This is a genomic window from Cypionkella psychrotolerans (assembly GCF_001294535.1).
Taxonomy (GTDB): domain Bacteria; phylum Pseudomonadota; class Alphaproteobacteria; order Rhodobacterales; family Rhodobacteraceae; genus Cypionkella; species Cypionkella psychrotolerans.
Genome location: NZ_LGIC01000088.1, coordinates 122,005 through 138,449, shown reverse-complemented (window position 1 = coordinate 138,449; position 16,445 = coordinate 122,005). Strand labels below are relative to the sequence as shown.

Annotated in this window: 13 protein-coding genes and 1 pseudogene; 4 read left to right on the top strand and 10 right to left on the bottom strand. The window is 61.0% G+C overall.

What is annotated here, in order from left to right; genetic code table 11:
* Nucleotides 1-19: 19 nt before the first annotated feature.
* The 4 genes from AKV04_RS23195 to AKV04_RS23180 all read right to left on the bottom strand — a co-directional run bounded on the left by AKV04_RS23195 (nucleotide 20) and on the right by AKV04_RS23180 (nucleotide 4,480).
* Nucleotides 20-757 (bottom strand): GntR family transcriptional regulator, encoded by a 738-nt coding sequence (locus AKV04_RS23195; protein WP_054008780.1) that lies wholly within the window; start codon nucleotides 755-757, stop codon nucleotides 20-22.
* A gap of 141 nt (nucleotides 758-898) precedes the next feature.
* Nucleotides 899-1,639, bottom strand: coding sequence for an SDR family NAD(P)-dependent oxidoreductase (locus AKV04_RS23190; RefSeq protein WP_202905674.1), 741 nt, complete (start codon nucleotides 1,637-1,639; stop codon nucleotides 899-901).
* 18 nt (nucleotides 1,640-1,657) lie between these two features.
* Nucleotides 1,658-2,437, bottom strand: coding sequence for an SDR family NAD(P)-dependent oxidoreductase (locus AKV04_RS23185; RefSeq protein WP_054008778.1), 780 nt, complete (start codon nucleotides 2,435-2,437; stop codon nucleotides 1,658-1,660).
* Nucleotides 2,438-2,836: 399 nt separating this feature from the next.
* Nucleotides 2,837-4,480: a flavin monoamine oxidase family protein gene (locus AKV04_RS23180; protein WP_054008777.1), complete on the bottom strand. Its 1,644-nt coding sequence runs from the start codon at nucleotides 4,478-4,480 to the stop codon at nucleotides 2,837-2,839.
* A gap of 832 nt (nucleotides 4,481-5,312) precedes the next feature.
* On the opposite strand from AKV04_RS23180, the gene AKV04_RS23175 reads away from it, so the two are divergent.
* Entirely contained in the window at nucleotides 5,313-6,251 is a 939-nt protein-coding gene (locus tag AKV04_RS23175) for a DnaJ C-terminal domain-containing protein (protein ID WP_054008776.1), read from the top strand.
* Nucleotides 6,248-6,604 carry a hypothetical protein gene (locus tag AKV04_RS23170; RefSeq protein WP_054008775.1) on the top strand — a complete coding sequence of 119 codons (357 nt, stop codon included), beginning with the start codon at nucleotides 6,248-6,250 and terminating at the stop codon, nucleotides 6,602-6,604. The genes AKV04_RS23175 and AKV04_RS23170 overlap by 4 nt, the downstream gene beginning before the upstream one ends.
* Nucleotides 6,605-6,616: 12 nt before the next feature.
* Here AKV04_RS23170 and AKV04_RS23165 read toward each other — a convergent pair whose 3' ends face one another.
* On the bottom strand, nucleotides 6,617-6,856 hold the full coding sequence (locus AKV04_RS23165; RefSeq protein WP_054008774.1) for a hypothetical protein: 240 nt from the start codon (nucleotides 6,854-6,856) through the stop codon (nucleotides 6,617-6,619).
* A gap of 195 nt (nucleotides 6,857-7,051) precedes the next feature.
* On the opposite strand from AKV04_RS23165, the pseudogene AKV04_RS23160 reads away from it, so the two are divergent.
* Nucleotides 7,052-7,777, top strand: a pseudogene (locus tag AKV04_RS23160) (Crp/Fnr family transcriptional regulator).
* A 27-nt stretch (nucleotides 7,778-7,804) separates the two neighbouring features.
* Here AKV04_RS23160 and AKV04_RS23155 read toward each other — a convergent pair.
* The 5 genes from AKV04_RS23155 to AKV04_RS23135 are packed head-to-tail and all read right to left on the bottom strand — an operon-like array spanning nucleotide 7,805 to nucleotide 13,613.
* The gene (locus tag AKV04_RS23155) at nucleotides 7,805-8,842 is read right to left on the bottom strand and encodes a zinc-dependent alcohol dehydrogenase family protein (protein WP_054008773.1); all 1,038 of its coding nucleotides are present in this window, start codon (nucleotides 8,840-8,842) and stop codon (nucleotides 7,805-7,807) included.
* Between the two features lie 59 nt (nucleotides 8,843-8,901).
* On the bottom strand, nucleotides 8,902-9,888 hold the full coding sequence (arcC, locus tag AKV04_RS23150) for a carbamate kinase (RefSeq protein ID WP_054008772.1): 987 nt from the start codon (nucleotides 9,886-9,888) through the stop codon (nucleotides 8,902-8,904).
* A gap of 36 nt (nucleotides 9,889-9,924) precedes the next feature.
* Nucleotides 9,925-10,923 (bottom strand): ornithine carbamoyltransferase, encoded by a 999-nt coding sequence (gene argF, locus AKV04_RS23145; RefSeq protein WP_054008771.1) that lies wholly within the window; start codon nucleotides 10,921-10,923, stop codon nucleotides 9,925-9,927.
* A 9-nt stretch (nucleotides 10,924-10,932) separates the two neighbouring features.
* Nucleotides 10,933-12,156 carry an arginine deiminase gene (locus AKV04_RS23140; protein ID WP_054008770.1) on the bottom strand — a complete coding sequence of 408 codons (1,224 nt, stop codon included), beginning with the start codon at nucleotides 12,154-12,156 and terminating at the stop codon, nucleotides 10,933-10,935.
* Between the two features lie 8 nt (nucleotides 12,157-12,164).
* The gene (locus AKV04_RS23135; protein WP_054008769.1) at nucleotides 12,165-13,613 is read right to left on the bottom strand and encodes a YfcC family protein; all 1,449 of its coding nucleotides are present in this window, start codon (nucleotides 13,611-13,613) and stop codon (nucleotides 12,165-12,167) included.
* A gap of 187 nt (nucleotides 13,614-13,800) precedes the next feature.
* On the opposite strand from AKV04_RS23135, the gene AKV04_RS23130 reads away from it, so the two are divergent.
* A complete protein-coding gene (locus AKV04_RS23130) occupies nucleotides 13,801-16,419 on the top strand; it encodes a cation-translocating P-type ATPase (protein ID WP_054008768.1) in 2,619 nt (872 codons plus the stop codon).
* Nucleotides 16,420-16,445: the final 26 nt, after the last annotated feature.

Sequence of the window (16,445 nt, the reverse complement as noted above, 5' to 3'; positions counted from 1 at the left end):
CGCTATCGGGCCGTCACGCCTATTGGCGCGAGAAATTAAATGAAATCAGCGACCCGCGGTGATAATCCCGGGCGTAAAGCACCGGGGTGCCAATCTCGGACAGGCAGGTCTCCGAAACCAGCAACCACGGCTCGGTGACCGCAGGCCCGCTCAACACGCCTTCCGGCAGGAACACCGCCGCGACATTGGCACTCGACATCACCGGTTTTTGGTCAGCACTGGCCAGAAACTCATTGACCGAGCCTTCCAACTCCATCCCACCCGGCAACTCGCCAAGCAGCGCCTGCGGTATCACATCAATGGAATAGACCAGAACCTGCCCTCCGGCCTCGCGCAGCCGTTCAAGCACAAAGATCTGCGCGCCCGGTTGCAGGCCAAGCGCGACCGCCGCCAAAGGGTCAGACGCGGCAAGTATGGTCTTGGCAGAAAGCACCCGGGTATTGGCCGCATAGCCCAACGCTGCCAACATCTTGGTGATGCTTTCAAACACAGTGATCGGGCGCGCCACATTCAGGGCCGCAACTGCGGTGACAAATCGCCCGCGTCCATGCGCGGTGACGACAAGCCTTTCCTGTTCCAAAAGCCGCAACGCCTCGCGGACGGAAGGACGCGACACCCCAAACGCCGCGCATAACTCGGCCTCGGTGGGAATCCGATCCCCGGCTTTCAGCCCATGTTCGCGGATATAGTCGCTGACCGCGTCGCGCACCTGCTCGGCCATTTTCTTCTTTGACCGCAGCGGTTTGGTCGTCAGCATTGCGCCCCTACCCCGGTGACCACATTTTTGTCAGTCATCTTACAACAGCCGAGAAGCCTCCGGCAAGCGCACTGGCGGGCCGAACCGCTTGCCGCGCCGCAAAATCAGCATCGATGCCTAGAAAATATGCACCAGCACCGCCTAGGCCTTGCGCTCTTGCAAAATGTTGCCGCCATCTACCACCAGCATGGCGCCATTGATGTAACTTGCCTTGGCAGATGCCAGAAAAACCACGGCCGCGGCAACCTCTTCGGGCCGTCCCGCGCGGCCAGGCGGCGTGGCGGTCGCCGCCCGCCGCTCGTCTTGCGTAGACGCGCCGGTTTCGATCCATCCGGGGGCCACGGCATTGACTGTCACACCATGCGGACCCGCCTCCAACGCCAAAGCCTTTGTCAGGCCGACCATGCCCGCCTTTGCCGCCGAATAGGCCGTTTCGCCCGGATTGGCGACGCAGGGGCCGGTCACCGAAGCCACATTCACCACGCGGCCATAACCTGACGCGATCATGTCGGGCAGATAGGCACGGGTGGCAAGGAAGGTCGTCTTCAGGGTGACCGAAATGCCGCGATCCCAGTCGGCTTCCGCGAGATCGACGAACAATCGCTGCAAAGCTGGCTGGCTCTGATTTCCCATTCCAGCGTTGTTCACCAAGACTGTTGCAGGCCCAGTTGCTTGGCGCAGGCGCAACACCGCCGCGCCATCGGTCAAGTCGCAAAGATGCCCAGTGGCGCGATGTCCCTCGGACCGCAATTCGGCCGCCCGATCCAAAATTCTGTCGCTGGTTGCCACCAGATGCACGTCAAAGCCTTCGGCAACAAGCCCGCGCGCGCACGCCATGCCAATGCCATCCAAAGCCCCGGCGCCAGTAATCACGGCAGTCATCAGATCTCCCGCCATCGCTTAATACCCAGCCGTGACGCCAAAATCCATCGACAACGCCGCACCGGTAATAGGGGCGGCTTCCGGCGCACAAAGATAGGCAACAAACCGCGCTACTTCATCAGCGGTAATGAATCGTGCCGCTGCACCCTGCGGATAATGCGACAGCAACCGGCGTTTGTAGCCCTCTGGATCGCCCATGCCATATTGCTGAGCCTGGAATTCGATCATCGGGGTTGCAACATCGCCCGGACATACCGCATTCACCCGGATTTGCTGCGGTGCCAACTCCAGCGCTAGCGCCTTTGTCAAAAGCACCAGCCCGCCTTTCGATGCGCAATAGAGCGCGGCCCCCGCATTGCCAACCAAGCCTGCATCCGATGCAATATTAATGATTGATGCGCCCGCCTGCAGATGCGGCAAAACAGCTTGGATCAGAAAGAACGCGCCCTTCAGGTTCACGTCCATCACCAGATCCCAATCGGCTTCCGTCACGTTGACCGCATCGCCTTCGCGCCAGACACCCGCAGCATTGACCAGCACATCCACCCTGCCCGCCCAAGCGATCACTTGCGAGACTGCATCTTCACAAGACCCCGGTTGGCGCAGATTGAGCGACACCGCAAGCGCGCTCCGGGTGTCAGTGCCAAGCCGGAGAATAGCTTGATCAAGCGCTGTCGAGGCCAAATCCGCGATTGCGACCCGATAGCCCTGTCGGGCAAATGTCGCGGAGATAGCACTCCCCATGCCGCCAGCCCCCCCAGCGATCAAAGCAACCGGCCGCTCGTCTTGTTCATTCATCCGTCGGATCCTTCGGTTGTCTCGATTATTACCATACCCGCTACCAACGTCTTTGACAGAATGGTGCACGCCAGGCTGCAGACAGGCTTGACCAGAGCAATCCCAAGAACGGTGATGTCCATCGGACTACTCTTTTCTCTGAAACCGATCTGCGCAACGATAGCTGCGGTTGGGTAGCAAGGCAGTTCATCCCATTAGCTCAGTGTATCTGTGTTCGCAACGACAAGTTCCAAGCGTTCGATCTTTGCATTGAATTCCTGAATTTCACTGTTAATACAGCATTTTAGCCAAGAAAGCGAAGCTCATCTGGCCGCCTCAAACCGTTGTTGCAGCGCTCCATAGCGCGACCGATCAAGATCGATGGGGATGAGTGATATGCCCGTTACCAAAGTCCTAACTCTAGTCCAGTGAAATGGGCCCCAGATCCGCATAGACATCCCCGGGTCCGCAGTTTGCCTCTGAAGATGTGCCGCCGAAATGGTGCATGATCCCCCAGACAGCATTCAACGCCGTCTGCACGGCGCCCTCGACCCAGGCCGGCGTCCAGCTGATGCCATCGCCCGCCAAAAAGATGCCGCGTTGCTGCGCGGGCAGGTCATCCTGGACAAAATGCCCATACATGCGGTGATTATAGCGGTAATGACCGGGCAGCGCGCCTTTGAACGCACCGAGAAAATTCTCGTCCGCCTCCCAGCTGACACAAATCGGATTGCCGCGGATATGGCTGGCGATATCGATGTTTGGATAGGTCTGCCCGAGCGCCGAAAGCGCCAGCTTGACCCGCTTTTCCGCACCGTGCGGCAGCACCTTCAGCGCATCCGTCATCCAACTGTAGGACAGGCAGATCACTGCGGGCCTGTCGGGGCCGTTGTCGAAGAAATAAGTGCCGCGGGTGATACGGTCGGTCAGCGTCATCGACAAAAGCGGGCGGCCGGTCTCGGGGCTGATGTCGTTCCAGAACGGCCGGTCCACCATAACAAAGGTCTTGGCCGCTTGCATATACCGCGTGCGGTCGAGCGCCATCCACAAAGGTTGCGCAAAAAGGGACTCGTCCGTCTCGATCGAGGTGGTCAACAGGTGGCTTTGACAGGTCACCAGCACGGCATCGTAGAGATCCTTGCGCCCCCAGCAATCGGTCACCGCAATCGCCCCGGAAGGATCACGGGCGATTTTGACCGCGCGCGCCCGTGTCGCGCCACCATTCAGCCCGGCCAGTGTTGTGCCCTCAGGCCAATGCGCGCAAGCGGCGGATTGCCGCCACAGCCGCTGCAAAACCGTCTCGACACCGCCCTTGATATAGCGCTGATTGTCGTCCAGCCCGCAAAGGTTGACGCGCAGGATTTCCAGCATTGAATTCGGGAAATCACTGTCCCAGCCGCCAGTGCCAAAACCAACCTGACCAAAGACCTCTCGGTGGCGAAATGACAAGGCGCCGAAGGATTTGGATGAGGTGATGAAATCATAGAAGGTCCGTTCATCCCAGACCGCAACAAGCGGATCCCAGATTTCCTTGACGCGCTTGGCATCCTTTGCCTTCATCGCGGCTTGTAGATCGGAAAAGCGCGCGCCCTCTTGCAGCGCCGCATCATAGGCCTGCGCGACCTCGCGGTAGAGCTCTGGCAGATCCGCAAGCGTGCGGGCGAACAGCGTTTCCCCCTCCAGATCAATGACGGTCGAGCCTGCGGCCTCGGTCAGCGGATTTGGAAAGGGCGCGCTTTCGCAGCCGACGAGGTCAACGTAATGATAAAAGGCCTTGGACGACACCGGAAAGCGCATCCCGCCCAGTTCGGCGATAACGTCTTCGGTGCTTTCAAAGATTTCGGAGCGCAGGCGGCCCCCGAATTTCCCCGATTCATACAGGATCGGGCGCAGGCCCAGCTTCATCAGCTCATGCCCAGCCGTGACGCCCGCCGCCCCTGCGCCAATGATTGCGACGTTTTCGCCGTGACGGTTTGCGGGGATCTTGCCGAGGCCCGCTGGGTGGGCCAACCATTGGTCATAGGCAAAGGGAAAGTCGGGGCCAAAGGCGGAGAGTTCTGTCATTCGGGCTGCCTACTGGAAATAATCTTGGGCCATGACTAACACAGCGCCATGGAGTTGGTGCAGTGCTATGAAAAAAACTTATGAATAGCCACGCTAAAAGTTCGACAGTTCCTAAGGTCCCATTTCGGACCTCGGAGAAGCCGTTTGCGGCCAACCAGACCACCATCGTCGCGCGCGCGCGTCCGCACCAACACGCGCGACAGAAAAACCTTCGTCGTTTACGCGCTGTTGCGGCACATCATTTCATTCGAAATCGCAAAAATTTGGCGCGACCAATGCTGCAATACCTTGCTGAGGAAATCGCGGGTGCGCTCATTCTGTGGCGTGGTGGAGAAATATGAACACCGCCCCATGGTCTCCAAGGTTTGGCGTTTTGCACCACGTTGCGGGATGACGGCGCGCTCCGTGAGTGCGCATCCGTCTCTGCAAGAACTAGCCCGAGGTTGGTATTTCCTTTCCCCTGACGGACTCATCGAACTGTCCCGTAAACGGAATTGCCAGACCGAATTAGTGGGCCTAAAAGTATTCCATCATACTGTGGCATAAACCCACGGACAGACAAAGCTTCTCCCTATATATTTCAATGTGTTACGGCGTTTAAAAATTGACCCCGATCCCTACCGCCGGAGCCGAAAAATCAAGGGGTTAGCTCGAAATAGCTGACCCCTTATTCATTTCTTATCCGCCCGGTGTACGCACCTTACAAGCTACGGACGTGGCTTCGCACTGGCTTGTCAAAGATGCAGGCCCGTTTGGGGCCCAGGCTGATCTGGGTCAAGGTGCATCGCTGGAACTGTTGTAGGCTCAGGCAAAATTCCGTTTCGGGGACCAGATGAGCGACGATCCGTATTCTGCCCTTGGTCTGAGCAAATCCGCCTCGGCGGCGGAGATCAAGAAGGCTTACCGCAAGCTGGTGCGCACGTCGCACCCTGATCTGCACCCCGATGATGCCGGGGCCGAGGCGCGGTTCAAGGTGATCACTGCAGCGCATGATCTACTGAAGGACCCGGCACTGCGCGCCCGGTTTGATGCGGGCGAGATTGATGCGACCGGGGCGGAGCGTCCGCCCCGCACGTATTACCGAGATCATGCCGATGCGGGGGGACAAGGGTTTGGCCAAAGGTCGGGGCCAACTTCGGGCTTTGGCGATTTCGGCGATCCATCTGATATTTTCGCCCATATCCTGCGGCAGCGCGCCCGTGGCGGTGATGGCGGTTACCCGCAACCCGGCCCGGATCTGCGTTATTCGTTGGAGGTGGCGTTTCTGGATGCGGTGCTTGGCAGCAAGACCCGGATCAGCCTACCCGAAGGCGGCAATCTTGAGGTGCGTATCCCCAAAGGCATGCAAGACGGCCAAAGCCTGCGGCTGCGTGGGCGCGGCGGCGCGGGCTATGACGGCGGCCCTGCGGGGGACGCGCTTGTCACAGTGCAAATCCGCCCGCATCCGGTGTTCCGGCGGGAGGGCGATGACATTCTGATCACGCTGCCGATCACCATAGATGAGGCTGTCTTGGGCGGCAAAGTTACCGCGCCGACCATCGACGGGCCCGTCAGTGTGAACATTCCCAAGGGAGCAAACAGCGGGCGTATCCTGCGCCTGCGCGGGCGCGGCGTTGCGCGCGCGAGCGGTCCTGCAGGGGATGCGCTGATCGAATTGCGCATCGTGACGCCGCCCGCCATTGACGCCGCACTTTCCGATTTTCTGGCTGAATGGCGCAAGAGCCATGCCAATGATCCGCGCAAGGCGATGATGCAGGAGGCAGCAGAATGATCGAGTATTTCAACGAAACGCAATATTTCAGCGAAACTCAAACCCTCGCCGCTGTACCAAGTCTGTCACATTCCCAACTTGATGTGTTTCTGGCAGAGGGGCTTATTGCCGCTCACCCCTCGCCCGAAGGTGCAATGTTTCGCGCCGTCGATGTGGCGCGTCTTGCTCTGCTGTGTGATCTTGCCGAGCATTTCGATCTGGAAGGCGATGCTTTGGCTGTGGTGATCGAGTTGATCGACCAGTTGCACTCCACCCGCCAACACCTGCGCGCCATGGCGCAGGCGCTGGAAGTTGAACCGCAAGATCTGCGTGCGCGGGTCGGTGCGCGGTTTATCGGTTTACTTGCTGTGTGAGGCGGCTGGCCGCTAGCGTCTGCGCACCGAATTGCCGCCGGCAAGGATGCCGTTGATCAAATTGGCGACGGCAGCGTGCAATTCAGAGATGCCATTCTCGCCTTTTGGCGCGTGATGATGTGCCGCCGCTGCGTCTTTCAGGATGCCGATGATCTCGGATTCCGGCAGGATATTGCGGTCATTCAGGGCCAGCAGCAGGGATTCGCATATAGCAAGCGCTGCAGTGCCGGAAACATCGTTCGGTTGGGCCATCTGAGATTATCTTTCCAATGTTGCGCTGCCCCGGACAGGGACGCCAAGGATGCGGGCACTTCCTTCAATCTGACAGAATTAATTTATTGCGGACTGATCAACATCAGCTTTGCCGCGCGCTTCAACCGTCAAAATGGGACGCTTAAATGGACAAAATGTGAGAGTCTGCCTCAGAGCTCGGATGAGACCTAACCAATGATCAAAACCAGCCCCCTTGCGCGCAAACTTGCGGCTTTCGTCGTGTTGTCAAATGAAGGCCTGAGCACGCTTGAGCGCCTGCACCAACGCCGTCGCCGATTTGTGACCGGGGTTGATCTGGTGCATCAGGGGCAGGTCGATCAGGCAGCCTACATCTTGGCCAAGGGGTGGGTTTGCTCGCATAAAATACGCCCGATGGCGACCGCCAGATTGTCGATTTCCAGATACCGGGTGATTTTCTCGGCCTGCGCTCGGTTTGTTTCGCGCCGCTGACCGGAATATTGAGCCGTTCACGCCGGTCGAAGCATCGGAGGTGATTGCAGCCGACCTGCTAGACGCCTTTGCCAACACCCGCGTTTGGCGACCGCCGTGTTGTGGGCGGCCTCGCGCGACGAGGCGATGGCGGTTGAACACCTGGTCGGCATCGGGCGGAGAGCTGCGCTGGAACGTACCGCGCATTACCTGCTGGAGTTTGGCGCGCGTATGAAACGAATGGGATTGGCGACTAAAAATGGTTACGATTGCCCGCTTTCGCAATACATGCTGGCCGATGCGCTGGGGCTAAGTGCCGTGCAGGTGAACCGCGTATTGCGCCAGTTGCGTGAGAAAGGGCTTCTTACCCTTCAAAAAGGCCGTGTGACGTTCGATGATTTTGATGGGCTGGTGGCTTTGGCCGATTTCGACAAGACGTATTTGGATCAGGACGGGCTGTTGCTACGCTGAGGCGACAGCCCGCCATGGCATAGTTGATCAGTTTGTAATGATCACCTTCAGCGCCTTGGTCTTGGCGGCATTGCCGAAGGTGGCATAGGCCTCCAGAATATCCGCCAGTTTGAAATGGTGGGTGATCAGCAGAGTCGGATCGATCTTTTTGGCCGCCACCGTTTTGAACAGCATCGGGATCGTCGCGGTATCGACCAGACGGGTGGTGATGGCGATGTTGCGATCCCACAGGGTTTCCAAATGCAGATCGACCTTTTTGCCATGCACGCCGATGTTGGCGATGATGCCACCGGGGGCGATCAGGTCCTGACACAGCTCAAACGTGGCGGGGATACCCACCGCTTCGATCACTGTATCCGCGCCGCGCCCCTCGGTCAGCGCCATCACCGCCGCTACCGCCTTGCCATCGGCGCTGTTGATGGTCGAGGTCGCACCAAAATTTTTGGCAACCTCCAAGCGGTTGTCGTCCAGGTCAATCATGATGATCTGGCCGGGCGAATAGAATTGCGCGGTCAGCAAAGCGGCGAGCCCGATCGGCCCAGCGCCGATGATCGCCACCGCAGAACCCGGGGCCACCTTGCCATTCAGCACGCCACATTCAAAACCTGTGGGCAGAATGTCACTCAGCATCACCAGCGCTTCCTCATCAGCCCCTTTGGGAATGTGGTAAAGGCTAAGGTCGGCATGGGGCGTGCGGACAAACTCGGCCTGCGTGCCGTCGATCTTGTTGCCCAAGATCCAGCCGCCGGTGGTGCAATGCGAGTACATCTGGCGGCGGCAATAGTCGCATTTCCCGCAAGCACTGATGCAAGAGATCAGCACATGGTCGCCCTTCTTGAAGGATGTCACGGCTGGTCCGACCTGATCAATGACGCCAACGCCTTCATGACCCAGAATCCGCCCCGGCGCGCAGGTGGGCACATCGCCCTTGATGATATGCAGATCGGTGCCGCAGATCGTGGTCTTGGTCACGCGCACGATTGCATCGGTGGGGGCGATGATTTCCGGCTTGGGCCGATCTTGCAGCGCCATCTTGCCTTTTTCGGTATAGATCAGAGCTTTCATCGTAGCGTCCTTTTATATCGCGCGGTGGGCTGCGCTTGAACAGGTGTCGCGCAAGCGGCCTATGCCCGCACTGATCCAGGTTGGTCTGCGGGCTGCTGGTGTGTTGCATCCTTGGCGCTTGCGCGGGTTATCGGTGAAACTGTCGTGATCCGGGTGCCAGCCCGGCCTTCCAGAATGGCGCGAGCATCTTGCAAGGTGCCGATCCCGGCCATTGCGCCGCCCGACCGCACAAAGGCACAGGCAGCGGCGACTTTCGGGGCCATCGAACCGGGCGCAAAGTTCATCTTGTCCAGCGCGTCGGGGGTGATCGTGCGGATCGCGGCCTCCGCCTTGGTGCCCCAGTCGCGCATCACCGCGACCACATCGGTCAGCATCAGCAGGGCATCGGCCTTCAACTCTTGCGCCAACAAAGCGGCGGTGCGGTCTTTGTCGATCACCGCTTCGACGCCTTCCATCCCAGCTGTATCATTGCGGACCACTGGAATACCGCCGCCGCCCGCGCAAATCACGCAGACACCCGCCTCGACGAGCAGCTTAATCGCCGCCAGCCCCAAAATCCGCTGCGGCAGCGGCGATGGCACCACGCGGCGTAGACCACCTTTCGGGTCTGCCACCATCGACCATAGATGTTCGGCTTTGATCAGCTTGCCTTCTTTCGCAGTATAGATCGGCCCGATCGGTTTGGTCGGCTGATCAAAGGCAGGGTCCGCGCGGTCGACTTCGACCCGCGTGAGCAAGGTCGCACATTCCACCCCCGCAGGCAGGGCGTTCATCAGTTCTTGCTCGATCAGATAGCCGATCATGCCTTCGGTTTCCGCCCCCAGCACATCCAGCGGCCACAGAGCTTGCGGTGCGTAAGAGGCCGCCTGCAGAGCCAGCAGGCCCACTTGCGGGCCGTTGCCATGCGCCACAATGATCTGGTGATCCTTTGCCAGATCCGCCAAAGCCAGTGCCGCGATCCGCACGTTGGTGCGCTGCGCCTGATAGGTCATCGGCTCGCCGTGTTTCAGCAGGGCATTGCCACCAAGAGCTACAACGATGCGCATTTTCAGGTTCCTTCCAATTTTATTGGGCCAATCTTACTATCCCAACGTGGCGACCAGCACCGCCTTGATCGTATGCATCCGGTTTTCCGCCTGATCGAACACCACCGAGGCGCGCGATTCGAACACCTCGTCCGTCACTTCCATACAGTCGATGCCATGGGCTTGGAACGTCGCCTCACCCACCTCGGTATCGCGGTTGTGAAACGCGGGCAGGCAGTGCATGAATTTGCTGTGCAGATTGCCAGTGGCGGCCATCACGGCGGCGGTGACGCGGTAAGGTGTGAGCAGTTTGATCCGCTCGGCCCAGACCGTATCCGGCTCGCCCATCGAGACCCAAACGTCGGTGTAGATGAAATCGCAGTGCTTGACCGCCTGCGCCACATCCTCGGTCAGGGTGATCTGCCCGCCGTTGGTTTTGGCGATGGCTTCGCACTGTTCCAGCAGCGCTTTGTCCGGCCACAGGCTGTGCGGTCCGCAAAGCCGGATATCCATCCCGATCAGCGCCGCCCCCACCATCAAAGACGCCGCCATATTGCCGCCGACATCGCCCATGAAGCAAAAGCTGATATCCGACAGATGCTTATGGGTGAATTCATGCATCGTCATCAGATCGGCCAGCACCTGCGTCGGGTGGAAATCATCGGTCAGCCCGTTGTAAACCGGCACGCCGGAAAATGCGGCGAGGGTTTCGGCATCGTTTTGCGCAAAGCCACGATATTCGATGCCATCATAGAACCGGCCCAGCACGCGGGCGGTGTCTTTCATACTTTCCTTATGGCCGATATGGCTGCCAGAGGGGCCGATATAGCTGACATGCGCGCCCTGATCATAGGCCGCGACCTCGAAGCCTGAGCGGGTGCGGGTACTGTCTTTCTCAAAGATCAGCGCGATGTTTTTGCCGCGAAGCCGTGGCTGTTCGGTGCCCGCCGCCTTCGCCGCCTTGAGACTGGCGGCAAGCTGCAACAGGTGGCGAATCTCGCTGGGGGTAAAATCCAGCAGCTTCAGAAAGCTGCGACCATGCAGGTTTTCGGGCATGTTTTCCTCCTATACCGCGTCGCGGATCAGCGGGCAGGTCATGCAATGCGAGCCTCCCCTGCCCCGACCCAATTCGGCCCCAGGAATGGTGATCACTTCGACGCCCGCCTTGCGCAGCAGAGTGTTGGAATGGGTGTTGCGTTCATAGCCGACCACCACGCCGGGGCTGAGGCAGAGCAGGTTGTTGGCATCATCCCATTGTTCACGCTGCGACTCATACGAATCGCCGCCTGTCGGCACAGAGCGGAGGGATTTCAGAGCCAAAGCCTCGGCCACCACGGCCAGAAACGGTTGGGTTTCCTCGGTGACGTCGATCTTGCCCGCCTTGCCGGGGCGCAGGGAATAGCTCTGGATCGCATCGGTGACTTCGGCAAACACCGTCACCAGATCGCGGTCGCAGAAGCTGAACACCGTATCCAGATGCATCGCAGATCGGCTGCGCGGAAACTGGCAGGCAATCACCCGGCTCGCCGCCCCCTGCGCAAACAAGGCCTGCGCCACCTGCCCCACCGCCTGCGGCGTGCTGCGTTCGCCCATGCCGATCAGCACCACGCCATTGCCGATCGGCATCACATCACCGCCCTCCAACGTAGCCGGGCCGTGATCCAACAGCGGATCGCCCCACCACATCGGAAAGCCCGCATCCTTGAAATCCGGGTGGAACCTGTAGATGGCGGCTAGGTTCAGCGTCTCCAGCCGCCGCGCCGCCCAGTGCATCGGGTTCAGCGTGACGCCGCCGTAAATCCAACAGGTGGTGTCACGGGTGAAGATATGGTTCGGCAGTGGGGCCAGCACGAAATCCTGCGGCCGCAGCATCGGGATCAGCACGCCTGCGCGCGGGATCGGCAATTCAGCGCGGTTCATGCCGCCGATCAGGATCGACGACAGCGCATCCGCCTCCATTTCCATCAGGCAGGCGAACAGATCCTCCGACAGACCGACGCCGACGGTATTGTCATTGATCCGCGCCGACAGCAGCCATCTGCGGGCTTCCATATCGCGCAAGGTTTCGGTCAGCAGGGCGCGCAGAAAGACCACATCGACGCCGCGCTCACGCAATACATCGCAGAAGGTCATATGTTCGACCCGCGCCTGTTTCACCCAGATCACATCGTCGAACAGCAGTTCCTCGCGGTTTTCCGGGGTCAGCCGCGCCATCTCGGTGCCCGGACGATGCACCATGACGCGGCGCAACGGGCCGGCTTCGGAATGAACGCCGTAGGTGAGTGCCATGCGGTTTCCTATGCTATAACGACGGCGAGGCTGAGCGCCGCCATGATGATCACGGTCAGGGCGAGCAGCAGCGGTGCGATGAAGCGCAGCCAGCGTTCATAGGGCACCCGGCCGATGGCGAGGCCGCCCATGACGACGGCGGATGTGGGGGTGATCAGGTTGACGATGCCGCTGCCGGTGGCGAAGGCTGTCACCACTAAGTCGCGTTTCACACCCGCGAAATCGGCGACCGGGGCAAGGATCGGCATCGACAGCACGGCGAGGCCCGAGGTGGAGGGCACAAGGAACGACATGCCGACCTCGATCCAGTAGATCACATTGATGAAGGCGACCTTTGGCAACCCGGCCACCGTGGTTTCCGCCGCGTGCAGGATGGTATCGGTGATATGGCCTGCATCCATCACCACCACGATACCGCGCGCAAGCCCGATGATCAACGCCACGCCCAGCAGGTCCCGCGCGCCGTTCAGAAACGCCTCAACCAGCCGAGCTTCGCCGAGACGGGCGATCAGGCCGATCAGGATGGCGGCGATCAGGAACAGGCCTGACATCTGCGCCATCCACCAGCCTTGGCTGGAGACGCCCCAGATCATCACTGCAAAGGTCAGCGCGAACAGGATCAGGGCTATCTGATGAAGCCCGGTGAACGCGGTTCCCGCTGCGGCCTTGCCGCCCAGAAAATGCGCCTCGTTCGCGGCCTTTTTGTCATAGACCAATGACTTGGATGGGTCCGCCTTCACCCGTGCAGCATAGCGCATCACGAACGCCACAGTGACCAGCCAGCACAGCCCTAGGATGATCAGCCGCAGCGCCAGGCCATCGGCAAAGGTCACCCCCGCCGCATCCGACGCAATCACTGTCGAGAATGCGTTGATGGTGGAGCCGAGCACGCCAACCCCCGCGCCCAGCAGGATCACCGCCACCGCCACTACGGCGTCATAGCCCGCCGCAATCATCACCGGGATCAGCAGGACGTAAAACGCCAGTGTCTCCTCGGCCATGCCATAGGTGGTGCCGCCCAGCGCAAACAGTGCCATCAGGAACGGGATCATCCAGTTCTCGCGGCCCTTGAGCTTGATCATGGCCCGCGCGATGCCTGCATCTATCGCTCCAGTGGCTGTGACCACGCCGATGAAGCCACCGATGATCAGCACGAACAGCGACACGTCGATGGCGTTGGCCGCATAGCTGTCGGGGTCGTAAAACCCGGCGATGGGAGCGAGGATCACATCAAACACGCCCTGCGGATTTGCCTCCGTGAGCGCATATGTGCCCGCCACGGGCACATCCTTGCCCAAAGCCTCGGAAGCGACGCGGGCATATTGCCCCGCCGGGATGATCCAAGTCAGCGCCGCCACCAGAATGATCAGCGCGAATAGGATGGTGAAGGCAGAGGGAAAGCGGAAGCCCGTGGCGGGCGGCGCTGGAACGGGTGCAGGATCAGATGTCAGTGGCATGAGGTCGCCCCTTTCGCGCGCCGCGCAGCGCCAACTGGCCCGCCTTGACGCTGCTTTGAGCCATAGGGCCGCTGATCCCGGCCCGCCCTGATGCAGATCAATGCGTGGCCTGCAAAAAACGCGCATGGCTCGCCGCGATGCCGCCCATGTCCGACGCGTCGGTGGCCGCCCTTCGCGGAGACGATCTATGGACAGCGCCCTGCCGAGCCCCGCGACTTTGCCAAACCCCGCCGCTTTGTCAGGGCTTTCCCCGGTTGAGGCCGCCACTCGCCTGACCGCCGAAGGAGCCAACGCCCTGCCCCGCGCCAAGCGCCGCGCGCCGTTGCGCATCATCCTGAATGTGCTGCGCGAACCGATGCTGGCGCTGCTGCTGGGCGGCGGCGTAGTCTATCTGTTGCTGGGCAGCCGGGCCGAGGCGCTGATCCTGCTGGCCTTCGCCTGCATGTCGATCACCATCACCGTCGTGCAAGAGGCGCGCACGGAACGTGTGCTCGATGCGCTGCGCGATCTGACCAGCCCGCGCGCGCTGGTGATACGCGGTGGCGAACGGCTGCGCATCGCGGGCACCGATGTGGTGCGCGGCGATCTGATCGTGTTGGCCGAGGGCGACCGAGTGCCCGCCGATGCGCGGCTGTTGCAGGCAGCAGACTTGTCAGCGGACGAATCCCTGCTGACGGGGGAGGCGGTGCCGGTGCGCAAGGCGGTGGGCGCTGCGGGGGCCACCGCCCGTCCGGGCGGCGAGGATCAACCGCTGGTGTTCTCCGGCACGTTGATCGTGCGGGGTCAGGGGCTGGCCGAGATCACCGCAACGGGTGCTGCGAGCGAAATCGGCAAGATCGGCACGGCGCTGGACCGGTTGGAAAGCGGCACGCCGCATTTGCAACGCCAGACGCGGCGCTTGGTGCTGGCCTTTGCACTGATCGGCGGGGCGGTGGCGCTGTTGGTCGTGGCGCTGTACGGCTGGCAGCGCGGCGATTGGTTGGACGGGGTTCTGGCGGGGATTGCGGTCGGCATGGCGATGTTGCCGGAAGAATTTCCGATGGTGCTGGCGGTGTTCATGGCGATGGGGGCATGGCGGATTTCCAAGGCGCGGGTGCTGACACGCCGGGCCTCGGCGATTGAATCGCTCGGGGCGGCCTCGGTGCTGTGCACCGACAAGACCGGCACGCTGACCGAAAACCGCATGACGCTGACGGCGCTGCATCTGCCAGAGGGCCAAGCGTTTCTGATCGGGCCTGACCCTGTGCCAGATGCCTTTCGCGAACTGGCGGCGGCGGGGGTGATGGCCTCGTCACCGCAGCCGCATGACCCGATGGAAAAGGCGTTTCACAGTCTCGCATCAAGGGATCTGCGCAAGGGCGAGACTCTGCCCGGCGAGGGCCGCACGCTGATCCGATCCTATCCGCTGTCGGCCAAACTGCTGGCAATGTCGCAAGTGTGGGACCGTGCTGATGGCAAGGGCAGCCACATGGTCGCCGCCAAGGGCGCGCCCGAGGCGATTGCTGATCTCTGCCATCTGTCGGCGACAGCGCGGCAAGCGATGATGCAGGCCGTGAACAGCATGGCCGGCAAAGGCCTGCGCATCCTCGGCGTGGCGGAGGCGGGCTTTGCAGGCCCAAACCTGCCTGCCGATCAGCATGATTTCAACTTTCGCTTTCTGGGGCTTGTCGGGCTTGCCGACCCGTTGCGGGTTTCGGCCCCCGCAGCCGTTGCGCAATGCAAATCAGCAGGGATCAAAGTGATCATGATCACCGGAGATTACCCGGCCACCGCACTCGCGATTGCGCAAGCTGCGGGGATTGGTGGGGATACGGTGATTGACGGCACCGCACTCGTCGCGATGACCGACACCGATCTCGCCATGGCCATACAGACCGCCACCGTTTTCGCCCGCATCCAGCCAGAGCAAAAGCTGCGCATTGTGCGCGCGTTGCAGGCCAGTGGCGCGATTGTGGCGATGACGGGTGACGGGGTGAATGATGCGCCCTCGCTGAAAGCCGCCGATATTGGCGTTGCGATGGGCGGACGGGGCACTGATGTGGCGCGGGAGGCTGCGGCGATCGTGCTGCTCGACGATGATTTCGGCGCCATCGTCACCACGGTGCGGCTGGGGCGGCGGATTTATGACAACCTGCGCAAGGCGATGGCGTTCATTCTGGCGGTGCATGTGCCGATTGCGGGCCTAGCCCTGATCCCGCTGGCATTCGGCATGCCGCTGCTGTTCGGCCCGGTGCATATCGCCTTTCTGGAAATGGTCATCGACCCGGTGTGTTCCTTGGTGTTCGAGGCGGAAACCGAGGAAGATAACGTGATGACCCGCCCACCCCGCCCGGTGGCCGAGCCGCTGTTTTCGCCGCCGACAATTCTGTGGGGCCTGCTGCAAGGCACATTGGTGCTGGGGATTGTCACCACGATCCTGTTTCTTGCCCCAAATTATGGCTTCGATACCGATCAGGTGCGCGCCTTGAGCTTTCATGCGCTTGTGCTCTGCGTGGTGGCGCTGATCTTCGTCAACCGCTCGATTTCATCATCCATTGTCACTGCGATCACCCGACCCAACCGCGCGTTGGCGGTGGCTTTGCTGATCGTGGCGGTGCTGCTGGCGGTGACGGTGTTCTGGGCCCCTGCCCGCGATCTGTTCAGCTTTGGCGCGCTAGAGCCGCAGTGGCTGGTGGTGCCCTTAGGTGCGGGGGTGCTGGTTTTGCTGATCTTGGAAATGCTAAAGCCGATCTGGCGGCACGCGGCCCTGATCAGCGGAGCCGCGCGCAGGGCACCGCCGCTTTCTGCGGATCGCCCCGTTGCCTGATCTTGATCAACGCCGCGATGCAGGTC

Bases quoted from the DNA above. Each gene is read 5' to 3' on its own strand.
- AKV04_RS23165 (WP_054008774.1), bottom strand. From the start codon at position 6,856: ATGGCCCAACCGAACGATGTTTCCGGCACTGCAGCGCTTGCTATATGC.
- arcC (WP_054008772.1), bottom strand. From the start codon at position 9,888: ATGCGCATCGTTGTAGCTCTTGGTGGCAATGCCCTGCTGAAACACGGC.
- argF (WP_054008771.1), bottom strand. From the start codon at position 10,923: ATGCCCGAAAACCTGCATGGTCGCAGCTTTCTGAAGCTGCTGGATTTT.
- AKV04_RS23170 (WP_054008775.1), top strand. From the start codon at position 6,248: ATGATCGAGTATTTCAACGAAACGCAATATTTCAGCGAAACTCAAACC.
- AKV04_RS23135 (WP_054008769.1), bottom strand. From the start codon at position 13,613: ATGCCACTGACATCTGATCCTGCACCCGTTCCAGCGCCGCCCGCCACG.
- AKV04_RS23175 (WP_054008776.1), top strand. From the start codon at position 5,313: ATGAGCGACGATCCGTATTCTGCCCTTGGTCTGAGCAAATCCGCCTCG.
- AKV04_RS23130 (WP_054008768.1), top strand. From the start codon at position 13,801: ATGGACAGCGCCCTGCCGAGCCCCGCGACTTTGCCAAACCCCGCCGCT.
- AKV04_RS23185 (WP_054008778.1), bottom strand. From the start codon at position 2,437: ATGAATGAACAAGACGAGCGGCCGGTTGCTTTGATCGCTGGGGGGGCT.
- AKV04_RS23195 (WP_054008780.1), bottom strand. From the start codon at position 757: ATGCTGACGACCAAACCGCTGCGGTCAAAGAAGAAAATGGCCGAGCAG.
- AKV04_RS23190 (WP_202905674.1), bottom strand. From the start codon at position 1,639: ATGACTGCCGTGATTACTGGCGCCGGGGCTTTGGATGGCATTGGCATG.
- AKV04_RS23140 (WP_054008770.1), bottom strand. From the start codon at position 12,156: ATGGCACTCACCTACGGCGTTCATTCCGAAGCCGGCCCGTTGCGCCGC.
- AKV04_RS23180 (WP_054008777.1), bottom strand. From the start codon at position 4,480: ATGACAGAACTCTCCGCCTTTGGCCCCGACTTTCCCTTTGCCTATGAC.
- AKV04_RS23155 (WP_054008773.1), bottom strand. From the start codon at position 8,842: ATGAAAGCTCTGATCTATACCGAAAAAGGCAAGATGGCGCTGCAAGAT.